We start from the raw sequence: 16,513 nt of genomic DNA on the forward strand, positions 1-16,513 counted from the left end.
GGTCGAGTACTCGGGATGGGCGTGGTCCACGTAGAGCCGTGCGCCGTTCGGCAGCACGACGTTGGCGAGGCCGAGGTCGTCGTCGGGCTCGCCGGGCAGGTGGTCGGACATGCCGAGGCCGACCTCGAACCCGCGCGCGTCCCGCAGCGGGTTCTCCTCCTCGAAGTCCCACTGCGTCCGCCGCTCGCGGGTGGGGCCCTCCGGCAGCCCGCTGGCGTAGCCGTTCACGACCTGGCTGGAGGCGACCATCGCGCCGCTGGCGGGCTGGCCCGGCACGGACACGCCGTACTCGGTCTCGATGCCCATGACGCGGCGGGTGGTCATGGCACGAGCGTAGGCGGGGGCCTACAGGTACTGACCGGTGTTCGCGACCGTGTCGATGGACCGCCCGGTCTCCGAGCCCTTCGTGCTGGTGACGAGGGTGCGGATGTAGACGATCCGCTCCCCCTTCTTGCCGGAGATCCGGGCCCAGTCGTCGGGGTTGGTGGTGTTGGGGAGGTCCTCGTTCTCCTTGAACTCGTCGATGCACGCGCTCATCAGGTGCTGCAGCCGCAGCCCCTTCTGGCTCGTCTCGAGGAAGTCCTTGATGGCCATCTTCTTGGCGCGGGCCACGATGTTCTCGATCATGGCGCCGGAGTTGAAGTCCTTGAAGTACAGGACCTCCTTGTCGCCGTTGGCGTACGTCACCTCGAGGAAGCGGTTCTCCTCCTCCTCGGTGTAGATCCGCTCGACCGTCCGCTGGATCATCGCGGCGACGGTGGCCTCGCGCGAGCCGCCGTGCTCAGCGAGGTCGTCCTCGTGCAGCGGCAGCTCGGCCACCAGGTACTTCGAGAAGATGTCGCGTGCCGACTCCGCGTCGGGCCGCTCGATCTTGATCTTCACGTCCAGCCGCCCCGGTCGCAGGATCGCGGGGTCGATCATGTCCTCGCGGTTGGAGGCGCCGATGACGATGACGTTCTCGAGTCCCTCGACGCCGTCGATCTCGCTGAGCAGCTGCGGAACGATGGTGTTCTCCACGTCGGAGGAGACGCCCGACCCACGGGTGCGGAACAGCGAGTCCATCTCGTCGAAGAACACGATCACCGGCGTGCCCTCGCTGGCCTTCTCCCGTGCCCGCTGGAACACGAGCCGGATGTGCCGCTCGGTCTCACCGACGTACTTGTTGAGCAGCTCGGGGCCCTTGATGTTGAGGAAGAAGCTCTTGCCGGCGGCCTGGCCGGTCACCTCGGCGACCTTCTTCGCCAGCGAGTTGGCCACGGCCTTGGCGATCAGCGTCTTACCGCATCCGGGCGGCCCGTAGAGCAGGACGCCCTTCGGCGGCCGCAGTTCGTGCTCCTTGAACAGGTCCGGGTAGAGATACGGGAGCTCGACCGCGTCGCGGATGGCCTCGATCTGGCCACCGAGCCCGCCGATCTGCTCGTAGCCGATGTCGGGGACCTCTTCGAGGACGAGTTCCTCGACCTCGCTCTTGGGCACGACCTCGTAGACGTAGCCGGAGCGGGGTTCGAGCAGCAGGGCGTCGCCGGGGCGGATGGTGACGTCCAGCAGCGGCTCGGCGAGCCGTACCACCCGTTCCTCGTCGGTGTGCCCGAGCACCAGGGCGCGCTCGCCGTCCTCCAGGATCTCCTTGAGGGTGACGATGTCCCCGACGCGCTCGAACTCCATGGCCTCGACCACGTTGAGCGCTTCGTTGAGCATTACTTCCTGGCCGCGCCGGAGCTCGTCCAGCTCGACGCTGGGGCTGACGTTCACCCGGAGCTTCCGGCCTCCGGTGAAGATGTCGGCCGTGCCGTCCTCGTTCGCCGCGAGGAAGACACCGAAGCCGGCCGGCGGCTGTGCGAGCCGGTCGACCTCTTCCTTGAGGGCCACGATCTGGTCGCGGGCCTCACGGAGCGTATTGGCGAGTCGCTCGTTCTGGGCGGACACGCCGGCCAGGTTGGTCTGCAGCTCGACGATCCGCTCTTCGAGAATCCTCGTGTGTCGCGGAGAGTCGGCGAGCTTGCGTCGCAGGACGGCGATCTCCTGCTCAAGATAGGCGATCTGCCCGGCCGGGTCGTCGGACCCGCGTCCCGGGCGGATGCCGCGGTTCATGTCGTCGTCGTGGGCTGCCACGGTCCTCACCTCCTCCAAGGGGAGCTGGACGCTTCCAGACCCTACCTGGGTGGGTGTCGATTGAAACCCCTAGATCACAAAGACGGTCGGGGTGTGTCCGATCTTCACCCTTGCGCTCTCCCTCACGCCAGGGGAATACCCACCGAACGCGATTGGAAAGCGGCCAGAGGTAGGGTCGAAGCGTTCAACACCCGCCAGAGCTGGCCGGATTCCCGTGCGGCCTGGCGCAGAAGACGGCAGGAGAGATGACCGTGCAGCAGGAGGCCGGAGTCGACGGCGAGGCTCTGGAGGTCTGGATCGATCAGGACCTCTGTACCGGCGACGGCATCTGCGCGCAGTACGCGCCGGAGGTGTTCGAGCTGGACATCGACGGTCTGGCCTATGTGAAGAGCGGCGCCGACGAGCTGCTCCAGGCCCCCGGCGCCACAACGCCCGTGCCGCTGCCGCTCCTCACTGATGTGATCGACTCGGCGAAGGAGTGTCCCGGCGCGTGCATCCACGTACGTCGGGTTTCGGACAGTGTCGAAGTCTACGGGCCGGACGCAGAGTGACCTGATCCGTACGGCGCGTTACCGCTCTCGGATTTCTCAAGGCTCCGGCGGCGGCCGTCAGACAGGACGGACCGCCGCGGGTGACGAGCGGACGAACGATCCGTTCCGCCACCGCCACTTCAGGCTCTCCTCGGTGTCGGGGCAGCAGGTGGGCACGTCGACCGACGAGTAGCCGAGCAGGGTCGCGGTGACCGCGCCCTCGCGGACGGCGAAGTCCTCCACCGTGTAGCGGTCCTTGGGGTCGACCAGGGTGGCCACCACGCGCGCGCGTGCCTCGCCCACGCCATGGGTGAGGACGTAGACGCCGTCGGGCGGGGTGCTGATGCCCGCGTCGCAGTGCACCACGGCGACCGTCTCCGCCCGGCCGTCGCCGTCGAGGTCCCCGGACGCCTCGCGCTCCACCACGGCCCCGACGGGGCCGCATTCGAGGGGGAAGTCCACGCCGTCGGTGGCGGGCGCGGCGACCGCGGGGGCGGACTGGGCGCGCGGGCCCGGTTTCTGGGCGGCGGTGGCGGCGTCCGGCTGCAGGAGCGAGGAGAGGGCCACGACACCGGCGAGCGCGGTGGCGGTGGCCAGCCAGTGGATGGGGCGGGTACGCGTGTGTGCCAGTTCCGGGACCGCGGATTGCTGCACTAGGAGTGTCTCCAGTGAGGGCTGTGCCGGTGGGGTGGCCAGCATGGTGCCACACGTCACAGGGCGGGGGAACGGCGGGGTGGGACCTTGTTCCGGCCGTCGGCGGCCGGCTGCCGCTGGGGTGTCAACAGCGCGGCGCCGTGGCCGGGTTCCGCGCGCAGGGCGGGAACTCGGCCGCGGCGCCGGGACGTTGTGCGCGGCACGGGACCGCCTCAGCGGCCGGGGCCCCCGTCGGCGTTGGGACCCGAGTAGTCCTCGCCGTAGGCGCCCTTGGCGGGACGGCGGCGGCGCATCGGCGGCTCCACACCGTCCGCGAGGCGGCGCGCGGTGAGCAGGAAGCCGGTGTGGCCGATCATCCGGTGGTCCGGGCGGACAGCCAGGCCCTCGATGTGCCAGTTGCGGATCATCGTCTCCCACGCGGTCGGCTCGTTGAAGCAGCCGATCTCGCGGATGGACTCGACGGTCCGGGCGAGCTGGGTGGTGGTCGCGACGTAGCAGCACACGATGCCGCCGGGGACCAGTGCCTTGGAGACGGCCTCCAGGCACTCCCAGGGGGCGAGCATGTCGAGGATGACGCGGTCGACGTCGGTGTCGCTCAGGTTGTCCTGGAGATCGCCGACGGTGAGCTGCCAGGCGGGGTGCGGGCCGCCGAAGTAGCGCTCCACGTTCTGCCTGGCGATCTCGGCGAAGTCCTCGCGGCGCTCGTAGGAGTGCAGCATGCCCTGGTCGCCGATGGCCCGCAGCAGGAAGCTGCTGAGCGAGCCGGAGCCGACGCCGGCCTCCACGACGCGGGCGCCGGGGAAGATGTCGGCGAAGGCGAGGATCTGCCCCGCGTCCTTCGGGTAGACGACGGCTGCCCCGCGGGGCATGGACAGGACGTAGTCGGGGAGCAGGGGGCGCAGCGCGAGATAGGCGACGTTCCCCGTCGTACGGACAACGCTGCCCTCGGGAGCGCCGATCAGCTCGTCGTGCGGGAAGGAACCCTTGTGGGTGTGGAAGTTCTTCCCGGCCTCGAGCGTGAACGTGTAGTGGCGGCCCTTGGGGTCGGTCAGCTGTACCTGGTCCCCGACCTTGAAGGGCCCGCGGCGGCGGGCGGCACCGGTCGGTTCGGACATGTGAACAGACTACCGGGGTTTGCCGGAGCCGCGGACCACCGCTTCGGCAGAGCGGCGCTCAGCTCGGCCTGGCCATCGCCTTGACGAAGGCGCGCTCCACGTCGGCGGCGGACAGGACGCCGTAGATCTCGCCGGTCTCCTCGACCACCAGGTATTCGGTGGCGGGGTGCGCGCGCAGGGTCTCCAGCAGGTCCTCGCCGGCCAGCTCCGCCGAGACGCGCATCCCGTCGGTCAGCTCCTGGGCGAGGCCGCTGACGGCGACCCAGGGGCGGCGGTGCTCGGGGACGCCGACGATGGCGGCCTCACGGACCAGGGACACCGGGGTGCCGTCGGCGTCGACGACGACCAGGGCACGGGCCCCGGCGTCGTTGGCGCGGCGCAGCGCCTCGGAGAGGGGGGTGTCGGTCCGGACGGGGACCGCGCGGCGGGTGAGGGCGCGGGCGCGCAGCTCCGGGAGGTGCTCGCGCAGCCGGGCGACGCGCAGGCTGTTGCCGGCGCCGGTCCAGATGATCGCGGCGAGGATCGCGGCGAGCAGCGCGTCCAGCACGGTGTCCATGCCGACGTTGTCCTCGGCGTCGGCGCCCAGGGCGCCGGACTGGGTGAGCAGCGGCAGGCCGATCAGGACGGAGACGGCGAGGGCGCGGCCGATCCAGGCCGCGGCGACGGTGCCGCTCATGGGCTTGCCGGTGATCTTCCAGACGACGGCCCGGAGCATGCGGCCGCCGTCCAGCGGCAGGCCGGGCAGGAGGTTGAAGGCGGCCACGATGAGGTTGGAGATCATCAGGCCGGCCAGCAGGACGCCGGGGACCGTGCCGGGCTCGACGGGCTGCATGGCGAGATAGAAGACGCCGGCGAGAACGAGGGAGAGGAGCGGGCCGACGAAGGCGAGCACGAACTCCCGGCCGGGGGTCTCGGCCTCCTTCTCGATCTCGGAGACGCCACCGAAGAACTGGAGCTGGATGCGGCGGACGGGGAGCTTGAAGCGGAGGGCGGCGATCGTGTGGGCCAGCTCGTGGACGAGGACGGAGGCGTAGAAGGCGACCGCGAAGAAGAGCGAGACCAGGTAGCGGGCGGCGCCCAGCTCGGGCAGGACGCGGTCCAGCTGGCCGCCGAACACCCAGGTGATCAGGATCGCCACGAGGAACCAGCTGGGCGCCACGTACACCGGCACGCCGAACGGCCGCCCCATCAGCAGGCCGCCGCCGGGCTCGGGCCGCTGGGGGGCGCCTTTGGCGCCGGAGTGGGCGTGGGTGCGGTCGTGGTCGCCGGGGTGCGGGCCGCCGCCGGGAACACCGGTCGGCGGGTGGTGGTCCGCGGGCACCGGCCGGTCGGGACGGGCGGGCTGGGGCGCCTGGGGCATCCGGGGCACCTGGAGCTGGGACGGCCGGGCCGCGGGCCGGGGGCCCGGCGCCGGGGGGGTCGGTGCGGTGGCGGCGCCGGAGTCCGGGACGGCAGGTGAGCCGTCGGGGCCGGGGGCCGTGCCGGGACCGGGAGCCTTGTCGGCACCGGGATCCCCGTCGGCGGCGGAAGGCGTACAAGCGCCGGGGGCCTGGGCCGCGCCGGGGGCCGGGGCCTCGCCGGGGGCCGTGCCGGGACGGCGGGCCGCACCGGCGCCGGGAGTCGCATCGGCGCTGGGGGCCGGGCTGTCCGGTCGAGGGGGCTGTCCGTCGGGGGCGGCAGCGGTGGCGGCGGCCGAAGCCTGGTCCGCCGGGGCGGCGGGGTGCTCGGCGGGGCCGGTGTCCCGGGTCGCGGGCGGGGGCTGCTCGGGCGGGGCTTCCCTCTGCCGGTGGGCAGGTTCGTCGGGGGGACCGGCGGTGCCGGCCGCGGCCGGTTGCGTCGGGTCGGGGGTGGGGTGGGGGGCCGGGGCTGCCGGTGGCGCGTGATCGGTCGAGTTGTCGTTGCCCGACCGCGGCTGCCCGCTCCCGCCGCTCTCGTCCACGATGTCCCCTTGTTCGAAGCGTGTCCCGCGCCTGGCGGGCGGAAGGTCTCGGGTCGATGGTATGCGGCCGTCGGGACGCGTTCCGCCTCGGCACCCCTCAGTTTCCCCGGTCTCCGGGACATGAACACGACCGCGGCGGGGACTGTCGGTGGCGGGCCGTAAGGTCTGTGGACATGGAGACGAGCACCGAGGGCATGACGGAGGCCCCCAGCGACGGTACGGCGGAGGCCGGGACCACGCCCGGCGACACGACCGCGCAGACGGCGACGGCGACCACCGCGGACATCCCCGCGCCGCGCGCCATACCGCCCGCCTCCCTCTCCCCCTCGCGGGCCGGTGACTTCATGCAGTGCCCGTTGCTGTACCGGTTCCGGGTGATCGACCGGCTGCCGGAGAAGCCCAGCGAGGCGGCGACCAAGGGCACGCTGGTGCACGCGGTGCTGGAGCGGCTGTTCGACGCGCCCGCCGGGGAGCGCACCGCGCCCCGCGCCAAGTCGCTGATCCCGGGTCAGTGGGACCGGCTGCGGGAGTCCCGGCCGGAGCTGGCCGAGCTGTTCGCCGACGACCCGGAGGGCGAGCGGCTGGCCCGCTGGCTCGGTGAGGCGGAGCGGCTGGTGGAGCGCTGGTTCACGCTGGAGGACCCGAGCCGTCTCGAGCCGGCCGAGCGGGAGCTGTTCGTCGAGGCGGAGCTGGAGTCGGGGCTCCGGCTGCGCGGGATCATCGACCGGGTCGACGTGGCGCCCACCGGCGAGGTGCGGATCGTCGACTACAAGACGGGCAAGGCGCCCCGGCCGGAGTACGCCGAGGGCGCGCTGTTCCAGATGAAGTTCTACGCCCTGGTGGTGTGGCGGCTGAAGGGGATCGTCCCGCGCCGCCTCCAGCTGGTCTATCTCGGCAGCGGGGACGTGCTGACGTACGACCCGGTCATGGCGGACCTGGAGCGCGTGGAGCGCAAGCTGCTGGCGCTGTGGGAGGCGATCCGGCTGGCCACCGAGACCGGTGACTGGCGGCCGCGCCCCACCAAGCTGTGCGGCTGGTGCGACCACCAGGCGCACTGCCCGGAGTTCGGCGGCACTCCCCCGCCCTACCCGCTCCCCGTGGCCACGTCCGAGCAGGGCAGAATGGGGCCGGACTAGCGAAGGAGACTTACGTGGCCATCCGTGTCCTACTGGTCGACGACCAGCCACTGCTGCGTACGGGCTTCCGGATGATCCTGGAGGCCGAGCAGGACATCGCGGTCGTCGGCGAGGCCGGGGACGGCCTCCAGGCCCTCGACCAGGTGCGGGCCCTGCAGCCCGATGTGGTTCTGATGGACATCCGCATGCCGCGGATGGACGGCGTGGAGGCCACCCGGCAGATCACCGGCCCGGGGCGGGACGGCCCGGCCAAGGTGCTGGTGCTGACCACCTTCGACCTGGACGAGTACGTGGTGGAGGCCCTGCGGGCCGGGGCCAGCGGCTTTCTGCTGAAGGACGCGCCCGCCCATGAACTGGTGCAGGCGATCCGGGTGGTGGCCGCGGGTGAGGCCATGCTCGCGCCGAGCATCACGCGCCGGCTGCTCGACAAGTACGCCACGCATCTGCCGTCCGGGGACGAGCCCGTGCCGGACACGCTGAACACCCTCACCGACCGCGAGGTCGAGGTGCTGAAGCTGGTGGCGCGGGGTCTGTCGAACGCCGAGATCGCCGCGGACCTGTTCGTGAGCGAGACGACCGTGAAGACGCATGTCGGGCACGTCCTGACCAAGCTGGGGTTGCGCGACCGGGTGCAGGCCGCGGTGTACGCCTACGAGAGCGGGCTGGTGCGCCCCGGCGCCCAGTAGGCCGTACGGCGCGGGCACGACGAGGGGCGGCCCTTCCTCCCGGAGGAGGAAGGGCCGCCCCTCGCCTGCGCACCCGCTCGGCTCAGCTCTTGCTGAGCTCCCAGAACCGGAACACCGTCGAGGCGTCCAGGCAGTACTCCAGGCCGTACACGCCGTCGCGGACGACCGCGTACTGCTTGGCCTGCCAGACGGGCAGGACGGGCAGCTCTTCGGCGACGATGTCCTGCAGCGCGCCGTAGTCCTTGTCGGTGGCCGCGCGGTCCGACTGGGCGGCCGTGCGCGGGATGAGCGTGCCGGTGATGGTGTCGTTGGCGTAGTTGTTGCCGAGCACGTTGCCCTTGCCGAAGAACGGCGCGGTGAAGTTGTCGGCGTCGGGGTAGTCGGGCACCCAGCCCTTGACGTAGACGCCGTACTTGCCGGCCTCGATGTCCTTCTCGTACCGGCCGAAGGGGACCGACTTGACCGTGGCCTCGAACAGGCCGCTGGCGTTGAGCTGGCCGGCGATGGCCTGCAACTCCTGGTCGGTGGCGGGGCCGTAGCGGGACGGCGTGGACCAGAGGGTGAGCTTCACCTTGCCGGTGATGTCGTCGGCGCTCAGGGCCGCGGCGGCCTTGGCCTTGGAGGGGCTGGCGCCGTAGGTGTCGAAGAAGGCCGTGTTGTGGCCGGCGATACCGGCCGGGATGACCGAGTAGAGCGGCGTGGCGGTGCCCTGGTAGACGTCCTCGATGAGGGCGTCCCGGTCGATCAGATGGGCGATGGCCTTGCGGACCGAGAGCTTTCCGGCGACCGGGTCGTCCATGTTGAAGACCAGGTGCTGGACCTCCGCGCTGGTGCCCTCGATGACCTCGACGCCGGCGTCGGAGTCGGCCTTCTGGATGTCGGCGATGTCGCCGGCGCTCAGGCCTCGGTAGGCGATGTCGATCTCGCCGTCGAGCAGCGCCTGCTTCAGCGCGGTGCGATCGCCGTGGAAGAACTTGATGGTGACGCCGGAGTTGCCGGGTTCGGCGTTGCCCTTGTAGTGCTCGTTGACCGAGAAGGCGGCCTGGTCCTTGTCGAAGGAGTCCAGCTTGTAGGGGCCGGAGCCGACCGCCTGGCCGTCCTCGCGGAGCTTGGTGCCGTCGTACTCGCGGTGGTTGACGATGGAGCCGGCACCGGAGGCGATCTTGCTGGGGAAGGTGGCGTCGGCGACCTTCAGCTTGAAGACGACGGTCTTGTCGTCCGGCGTCTCGACCGAGTCGAGCATGGGGAACATGATCGCCGGGCCGTCCGGGTCGTTGATCTTCAGCATGCGCTCGAAGGAGAACTTCACGTCCTCCGAGGTGAGCGGGTCACCGTTGCTGAACTTCAGCCCGTCCTTGAGCGTGCACTCGTACACCTTGGTCGAGGTGTCCGTGAAAGAGCACTGCTGCGCGGCCTCCGGCTCCGGCTCGGTGCCGCCCTTGGGGAAGCTGAGCAGGGACTGGAAGACGTTGTTGAACAGCAGCCAGGAGCCGGGATCGTAGCCGGAGGCGGGGTCCGTCGCCAGGACGGCGTCGGACATTCCCATGACGATGGAGGAGCCGCCCTCCCCCGCCTCGCCGTTCTCCGAACCGCATCCGGTCAGCAGGCCGGAGGCCAGCCCCGCCACGAGGGGCAGAACGGGCCACTGCTTGCGCATGTTCACGTGCGTGTGCCTTACGTCGTTCTCGAAATCCCGGGTCCGTGCGGCGCCCGGGCACGGGTGAGGAGATGTCAGCCGCTCACACCGCGGCCGAGCTCCCACAGCTGGAGGGTGGAGGAGGAGTTCAGCGCGTAGGCGGCACCGGTGATGTCGTCCCGCGCGGCCACGTACTGCTTGCCCTGCCACAGGGGCAGCACGGGGACGTCCTCGGCGACGGCGTCCTGGATCTCGGTCAGGCTGTCCGCGGCGCCGATCCGGTCCGCCTCGCGGCGGGACTGCGGGATCAGGCTGTTGCGGATCCGGCTGTTGGCGTACGGCGAGCCGAGGAAGTTGTCCTTGTCGAGGAAGGGCGCGAGGAAGTTGTCGGCGTCGGGGAAGTCCGGGAACCAGCCCATGCCGTAGACCTCGTACTCGCCCTTCTGCCCGGCGGGGCGGAAGGTCGACCAGGGGGCGCCCTGGATGTCGACGTCGAACAGGCCGCTGTCGTTGAGCTGCTCACGCAGCAGCTCGAACTCCTGCTTGGTCGCCGAGCCGTAGTGGTCGGTGGTGTAGTGCAGTGTCAGCTTGACCGGGGTGCTGATGTCGGCCTTGGCGAGGGTGGCACGGGCCTTGGCGACGCTCGGGTCACCGTACTCGTTGAAGAAGGCGTTGGAGTGGCCCGTGATGGTGGCCGGGACCAGCGAGTACAGCGGCTCGGCCTGGGAGCCGTAGACCTTGGACAGGATCTCACCGCGGTTGACGACCTGGGCCATGGCCTGGCGTACGGCCTTGCTGCGCACGGCGGGAGCGTCGGTGTTGAAGGCCAGGTAGCGGATCTCCAGGCCGGGCATGTCGACGAGGTCGACGCCCTCGGGGGCGTCGGTGGCCAGCTGCTGGATCTGCTGCGGCGTCATGGTGCGGCTCATCAGGTCGATGTCGCCCTTGTCGAGGGCGTCGCCCATGGCGTCGGCGTCCGTGTAGGAGACCAGTTCGACCTTGTCGTTGTTCACCGTCAAGGCGCCCTTGTACGTGGGGTTCTTGGTGAACACGGCCTTGACCAGCTGGCCGTTCTTCTCCTCGGCCTCGAGGGTGTACGGGCCGGAGCCGTCCACGGCGAAGCCCTCGCGCAGCTTGTCCTTGGGGTAGTCGTCAGGGTTGACGATGCCGGCGACCGGGGTGGACAGCTTGTAGGGGAAGGTGGCGTCCGCGGTCTTGAGGTGGAAGATGACCTCGCGGTCACCCTGCGTCTCGACGGTGTCGATGGTGGACAGCAGGGCGAAGACACCGCTGTCGGCCTTGAGGGAACGGGCGCGGTCGATGGAGTACTTCACGTCGGCCGCGGTGACCGGGTCACCGCCCGCGAAGGTCAGGTCGTCGCGCAGCCGGCAGGAGTAGCGCTCGTTGCCGGTGTCGGTGAAGCCGCAGCTCTCGGCGGCCTCGGGGACGGGCTCGCCCTCGCCGCGCGGCTGGATCATCAGCGTCTGCACGGTCTGGCGCAGCACGTTCCAGGTGCCGACGTCGTAGGCGTAGGCCGGGTCGAGGGGCGCGGGGGCGTCGTTCGAGGCGATGAACCGGTCCGTGGTGCCGACGGCGATCGCGTCGCCGCCGCCGCTCCCGCCGTCGGACCCGCCGCAGGCGGCGAGCGCGGGCGCGAGCAGGCCGGCCACGGCCGGCAGCACCAAAGTCTTGCGGTTCATGCTCGAGTTTCTCCAGAGCTGTCGAGTCCGTGTACCCCGCATGCAGGGGTGGCGCCGCGGAACACGGGTTCAGGGGGTGATGTTCTCGCGACGAGATTAGTGCGCGCCCGCAGGGGCGTTCGCGGGTGCCGGAGCCGGACGGCCATCACGCAGCGAAACCGGGCGTGGACACACCGAAAACCCGACAGCGGAAGGATTCATGCCAGCGGTCCATCAATCGGGACACAAGGACACGGCCCAACCCGCAGGAAGCGGGCAACGATCCCCCGAGGGATGGCACACCCGGCCACATCGGCGTGGCGAACGTCACATGGCCAACGGGGGGCGAGGGCGCCGGAATTCGGCCATCCCGAGCGGTTCGAATTTCCTCGGGTGCGCGTTCGATGAATTCCGGGCCAATGGGTGCTGCACGGTGGGTGAAGAGCTAGCGCATTTCCGTCATCAGCCCACGCAGAAATGCGAGGTCCACCTCTTCCAGGGAGGACACCACGGTGCGCCGGGCGGCGGGGGCGATGGGCGCGACGGACGGCACCGCGACCACACGGCAGCCGGCGGCCTCGGCCGCGGCGACGCCGGTCGCCGTGTCCTCGACGACCGCGCATCTGGCCGGATCCGCACCCAGTCCGGCGGCGGCCAGCAGATACGGGTCGGGGTGCGGCTTGGTGCGCGGCACCTCGTCACCGGCCACGGTGAGGGCGAAGTGCTGGGGGCCGAGCGAGGCGAGCACCCGGTCGATGATGCGCCGGTGGGAGGCGGAGACCAGGGCCGTGGGGATCTCGTACGCGGCCAGCTCGGCCAGCAGCCGGGCGGCCCCGGGCATCACCGGCAGCGCGCGGTCGATCCGGTCCTCGAACCCCTGGTTGAGCAGGACGGTGAGTTCGGCCAGGGTGATGTCCGCCCCCGTGGCCTCGATGAGGAACCCCGCGCTGCGGCTCATGGGGCCGCCGACCACGACATGGCGCCAGGAGTCGTCGAGGGTGTGCCCGAGCCCGGCGAAGACCTCGACCTCGACGTCCCACCAGAAGCCCTCGGTGTCCACCAGGGTCCCGTCCATGTCGAGGAGCACGGCCTGGAGGGCGGAGCCTTCGGCCGTACGGGTGCCGAGCGCGGGGACGGTGGTCGTCATCCGGCATACCTCCTTGAGGGACGATCAGGCCGGTTCCCGTGCGGGGAACCGGCCTGCGGTGGACCGACCAGTGTACGACGTACGCGGACGAACCGCCTCGTTCAAACAGGCGGACGGCGGGGCAGCCGCCGGCGAGCGCCCGGGCGGCGCCGGCGCCCCGCCCGGGCGGGCCTCAGCGCGCGTTGAAGTACTTGGCCTCGGGGTGGTGGATGACGATGGCGTCCGTCGACTGCTCGGGGTGCAGCTGGAACTCCTCCGAGAGGTGCACGCCGATGCGCTCCGGCTGGAGCAGCTCCGCGATCTTGGCGCGGTCCTCCAGGTCGGGGCAGGCGCCGTAGCCGAGGGAGAAGCGGGCGCCGCGGTACTTCAGGGCGAACATGTCCTCGATGCCGGCCGGCTCCTCCCCGGCGAAGCCCAGCTCGGAACGGACCCGGGCGTGCCAGTACTCGGCCAGCGCCTCGGCCAACTGCACGGACAGGCCGTGCAGTTCGAGGTAGTCGCGATAGGCGTCGGAGGCGAAGAGCTTCGCCGTCTCCTCGCCGATCCGGGAGCCGACGGTCACCACCTGGAGGCCCACGACGTCCCGCTCGCCCGACTCCTCCGGGCGGAAGAAGTCGGCCAGGCACAGCCGGCGGCCGCGGCGCTGGCGCGGGAAGGTGAACCGCGTGCGCTCGTTGCCGGCGTCGTCGAGGATGATCAGGTCGTCGTCCTTGGAGACGCACGGGAAGTAGCCGTAGACGACGGCCGCCTCCAGCAGGTTCTCCGCCTGGAGCTTGTCCAGCAGGCCGCGCAGCCGCGGGCGGCCCTCGGTCTCGACCAGTTCCTCGTACGTCGGCCCCTGGCCGGTGCGGGCCTGCTTCAGACCCCACTGGCCCTTGAACAGCGCGCCCTCGTCCAGCCAGCTCGCGTACTCCTTGAGCTGGATGCCCTTGACGACGCGGGTGCCCCAGAAGGGCGGGGCGGGCACCGGGTTGTCGGTGGCGACGTCGGAGCGGACGTGCCCCTCCTCCGGGCGCTCCTCGGCCTGCACGGTCGCCGCGCGCACCCGGCGCTGCTTCAGCTCGGGCAGCTTGGCACCGGGCACGCCCCGCTTGACGCCGATGAGGGCGTCCATCAGGCGCAGGCCCTCGAAGGCGTCGCGGGCGTAGCGGACCTCGCCCTCGTAGATCTCGTGCAGGTCCTGTTCGACGTAGGCCCGGGTGAGGGCGGCGCCGCCGAGGATGACGGGGTAGCTGGCGGCCAGGCCGCGGGCGTTCAGCTCCTCCAGGTTCTCCTTCATGATCACCGTGGACTTGACCAGGAGCCCGGACATGCCGATCACGTCGGCCTTGTGCTCGGCGGCGGCGTCCAGGATCGCGGAGACCGGCTGCTTGATGCCGAGGTTGACGACGTTGTAGCCGTTGTTGGACAGGATGATGTCGACGAGGTTCTTGCCGATGTCGTGGACGTCGCCGCGCACGGTGGCGAGCACGATGGTGCCCTTGCCGCCCTCGTCGGTCTTCTCCATGTGCGGCTCCAGGTGGGCCACGGCCGCCTTCATGACCTCCGCGGACTGGAGCACGAACGGCAGCTGCATCTGGCCGGAGCCGAACAGCTCGCCGACCACCTTCATGCCGTCCAGCAGCGTCTCGTTGACGATCTCCAGCGCCGGCCGGCTCTCCAGCGCCTCGTCGAGGTCCTTCTCCAGGCCGTTGCGCTCGCCGTCGATGATGCGGCGCTTGAGGCGCTCCTCCAGCGGCAGCGCGGCCAGCTCCTCCGCCTTGCCGGCCTTGAGCGACTTGGCGGTGGCGCCCTCGAACAGCTGCATGAGCTTCTGCAGCGGGTCGTAGCCCTCGGCGCGGCGGTCGTAGATCAGGTCCAGCGCCGTCTGCACCTGCTCCTCGTCGAAGCGGGCGATCGGGAGGATCTTCGACGCGTGCACGATCGCCGAGTCCAGGCCGGCCTTGACGCACTCGTCGAGGAAGACGGAGTTCAGCAGGATGCGGGCGGCCGGGTTCAGACCGAAGGAGATGTTCGACAGCCCGAGGGTGGTCTGCACGTTCGGGTGGCGGCGCTTGAGCTCGCGGATCGCCTCGATGGTGGCGATGCCGTCCCCGCGGGACTCCTCCTGACCGGTGCAGATGGTGAAGGTCAGGGTGTCGATGAGGATGTCCTCCTCGTGGATGCCCCAGTTGCCGGTGAGGTCGGCGATCAGCCGTTCGGCGATCTCGACCTTCTTCTCCGGCGTACGGGCCTGGCCCTCCTCGTCGATGGTGAGGGCGATCAGCGCGGCGCCGTGCTCCCGGGCCAGCCGGGTGACCTGGGCGAACCGGGACTCGGGGCCGTCGCCGTCCTCGTAGTTCACCGAGTTGATCACCGCGCGGCCGCCCAGCTTCTCCAGGCCCGCCCGGATCACGTCGACCTCGGTGGAGTCCAGCACGATCGGCAGGGTGGAGGCGGTCGCGAACCGGCCGGCCAGCTGCTCCATGTCGGCGACGCCGTCCCGGCCGACGTAGTCCACGCACAGGTCGAGCATGTGCGCGCCCTCGCGGATCTGCTCCCGGGCCATCTCCACGCAGTCGTCCCAGCGGCCGGCCAGCATGGCCTCGCGGAACTTCTTGGAGCCGTTGGCGTTGGTGCGCTCGCCGATCGCCAGGTAGGCGGTGTCCTGGCGGAACGGCACCGACTGGTACAGCGAGGCGGCGCCCGGCTCGGGGCGCGGGTCCCGCTCGACCGGCCGCAGGCCGTGGACGCGCTCCGCCACCTGGCGCAGGTGCTCCGGCGTCGTACCGCAGCAGCCGCCGACCAGGGACAGGCCGTAGTCGCGGACGAAGTTCTCCTGGGCGTCCGCCAGCTCCGGGGCGGTGAGCGGGTAGTAGGCCCCGTCCTTGGTCAGCTCGGGCAGGCCGGCGTTCGGCATGCAGGACAGCGGGACGCGGGCGTGCCGGGAGAGATGGCGCAGGTGCTCGCTCATCTCGGCGGGGCCGGTCGCGCAGTTCAGGCCGATCATGTCGATGCCCAGCGGCTCCAGCGCGGTCAGCGCGGCGCCGATCTCCGAGCCGAGCAGCATGGTGCCGGTGGTCTCCACCGTCACCGAGACGATCAGCGGGACGTCGTATCCGGCGACCGCCATGGCGCGCCGGGCGGCGATCACCGAGGCCTTGGTCTGGAGCAGGTCCTGGGTGGTCTCGACGATCAGCGCGTCGGCGCCGCCGGCGAGGAGGCCCTCGGCGTTCTGCTGGTAGGCGTCGCGGATCGCGCCGAAGGTGGTGTGGCCGAGGGTGGGCAGCTTGGTGCCGGGGCCCATGGAGCCGAGCACCCAGCGCTGCCGTCCGTCGCGGGCGGTGTGCGCGTCGGCGGACTCGCGGGCGATGCGGGCTCCGGCCTCGGACAGTTCGAGGACCCGCTCGGCGATGTCGTACTCCGCCGCGGCGGTGAGGTTGGCGCCGAAGGTGTTGGTCTCCACGCAGTCCACGCCGACCGCGAAGTAGGCGTCGTGGACGGAGCGGACGATGTCGGGCCGGGTGACGTTCAGGACCTCGTTGCACCCCTCGAGGTTCTGGAAGTCCTCGAGAGTGGGTTCCTGGGCCTGGAGCATGGTGCCCATGGCTCCGTCGGCGACCACCACACGGGTGGCGAGTGCCTCTCGGAGCGCGGACGCACGGGTCCGGCTGTCGGCGGTAGGGGTCGGCGGCAACGAGGCCATGTAAGGGCTCCCTGAGATGCGACGGCTGTCGGCTTTGCGTCACCTCCGGGCACGGCGGGGGGCCGTCCCGGGGCGGGCGCACGCCGTCAGGGTAACCGGCGGCGGGGGCCTATGGTCAGGGGCGTCCACGAGGCGGACGAGGAGGGCGAGCGGAGCACCGGCCGCCGGGTTTCGGCCATCGCGGTGGACTGAGG

Annotated in this window: 12 protein-coding genes; 3 read left to right on the top strand and 9 right to left on the bottom strand. The window is 71.0% G+C overall.

The window, feature by feature from the left end; all coding sequences use genetic code 11:
* Both VE614_RS23925 and arc read right to left on the bottom strand, forming a co-directional pair.
* The coding region (locus VE614_RS23925) for a proteasome accessory factor PafA2 family protein (RefSeq protein ID WP_324940826.1) at positions 1 to 324 on the bottom strand (324 nt) is incomplete at its 3' end.
* A 21-nt stretch (positions 325 to 345) separates the two neighbouring features.
* Positions 346 to 2,112 (bottom strand): proteasome ATPase, encoded by a 1,767-nt coding sequence (arc, locus tag VE614_RS23930; protein WP_324940828.1) that lies wholly within the window; start codon positions 2,110 to 2,112, stop codon positions 346 to 348.
* Positions 2,113 to 2,357: 245 nt separating this feature from the next.
* On the opposite strand from arc, the gene VE614_RS23935 reads away from it, so the two are divergent.
* Complete coding sequence (locus tag VE614_RS23935) at positions 2,358 to 2,663, top strand: ferredoxin (protein WP_324940831.1); 306 nt, start codon at positions 2,358 to 2,360, stop codon at positions 2,661 to 2,663.
* 57 nt (positions 2,664 to 2,720) lie between these two features.
* Here the strand turns inward: VE614_RS23935 and VE614_RS23940 are convergent, their stop codons facing one another.
* The 3 genes from VE614_RS23940 to VE614_RS23950 all read right to left on the bottom strand — a co-directional run bounded on the left by VE614_RS23940 (position 2,721) and on the right by VE614_RS23950 (position 6,350).
* Complete coding sequence (locus tag VE614_RS23940; protein ID WP_324940834.1) at positions 2,721 to 3,296, bottom strand: hypothetical protein; 576 nt, start codon at positions 3,294 to 3,296, stop codon at positions 2,721 to 2,723.
* 212 nt (positions 3,297 to 3,508) lie between these two features.
* Positions 3,509 to 4,411, bottom strand: coding sequence for a tRNA (adenine-N1)-methyltransferase (locus tag VE614_RS23945; protein WP_324940837.1), 903 nt, complete (start codon positions 4,409 to 4,411; stop codon positions 3,509 to 3,511).
* Positions 4,412 to 4,469: 58 nt separating this feature from the next.
* On the bottom strand, positions 4,470 to 6,350 hold the full coding sequence (locus tag VE614_RS23950; protein ID WP_324940840.1) for a site-2 protease family protein: 1,881 nt from the start codon (positions 6,348 to 6,350) through the stop codon (positions 4,470 to 4,472).
* 173 nt (positions 6,351 to 6,523) lie between these two features.
* Between VE614_RS23950 and VE614_RS23955 the strand changes: the two genes are divergently transcribed.
* Entirely contained in the window at positions 6,524 to 7,486 is a 963-nt protein-coding gene (locus VE614_RS23955; protein ID WP_324940844.1) for a RecB family exonuclease, read from the top strand.
* Between the two features lie 14 nt (positions 7,487 to 7,500).
* Positions 7,501 to 8,172: a response regulator gene (locus VE614_RS23960; protein WP_073942070.1), complete on the top strand. Its 672-nt coding sequence runs from the start codon at positions 7,501 to 7,503 to the stop codon at positions 8,170 to 8,172.
* A gap of 82 nt (positions 8,173 to 8,254) precedes the next feature.
* Here the strand turns inward: VE614_RS23960 and VE614_RS23965 are convergent, their stop codons facing one another.
* The 4 genes from VE614_RS23965 to metH form a co-directional block, all read right to left on the bottom strand.
* Positions 8,255 to 9,835, bottom strand: coding sequence for an ABC transporter substrate-binding protein (locus VE614_RS23965; protein WP_324940847.1), 1,581 nt, complete (start codon positions 9,833 to 9,835; stop codon positions 8,255 to 8,257).
* A 68-nt stretch (positions 9,836 to 9,903) separates the two neighbouring features.
* Positions 9,904 to 11,508 carry an ABC transporter substrate-binding protein gene (locus tag VE614_RS23970; RefSeq protein WP_324940850.1) on the bottom strand — a complete coding sequence of 535 codons (1,605 nt, stop codon included), beginning with the start codon at positions 11,506 to 11,508 and terminating at the stop codon, positions 9,904 to 9,906.
* 424 nt (positions 11,509 to 11,932) lie between these two features.
* Complete coding sequence (locus VE614_RS23975; RefSeq protein ID WP_324940851.1) at positions 11,933 to 12,634, bottom strand: HAD family phosphatase; 702 nt, start codon at positions 12,632 to 12,634, stop codon at positions 11,933 to 11,935.
* A gap of 172 nt (positions 12,635 to 12,806) precedes the next feature.
* Positions 12,807 to 16,319 carry a methionine synthase gene (gene metH, locus VE614_RS23980; RefSeq protein ID WP_324940854.1) on the bottom strand — a complete coding sequence of 1,171 codons (3,513 nt, stop codon included), beginning with the start codon at positions 16,317 to 16,319 and terminating at the stop codon, positions 12,807 to 12,809.
* Between the last annotated feature and the right edge of the window lie 194 nt (positions 16,320 to 16,513).

It is taken from the genome of Streptomyces sp., from assembly GCF_035645055.1.
Classification (GTDB): domain Bacteria; phylum Actinomycetota; class Actinomycetes; order Streptomycetales; family Streptomycetaceae; genus Streptomyces.

What these genes read in the sequence shown, in the direction of transcription:
- VE614_RS23935 (WP_324940831.1), top strand. Translation starts at nt 2,358, where the DNA reads ATGACCGTGCAGCAGGAGGCCGGAGTCGACGGCGAGGCTCTGGAGGTC.
- VE614_RS23945 (WP_324940837.1), bottom strand. Translation starts at nt 4,411, where the DNA reads ATGTCCGAACCGACCGGTGCCGCCCGCCGCCGCGGGCCCTTCAAGGTC.
- metH (WP_324940854.1), bottom strand. Translation starts at nt 16,319, where the DNA reads ATGGCCTCGTTGCCGCCGACCCCTACCGCCGACAGCCGGACCCGTGCG.
- VE614_RS23955 (WP_324940844.1), top strand. Translation starts at nt 6,524, where the DNA reads ATGGAGACGAGCACCGAGGGCATGACGGAGGCCCCCAGCGACGGTACG.
- VE614_RS23970 (WP_324940850.1), bottom strand. Translation starts at nt 11,508, where the DNA reads ATGAACCGCAAGACTTTGGTGCTGCCGGCCGTGGCCGGCCTGCTCGCG.
- VE614_RS23975 (WP_324940851.1), bottom strand. Translation starts at nt 12,634, where the DNA reads ATGACGACCACCGTCCCCGCGCTCGGCACCCGTACGGCCGAAGGCTCC.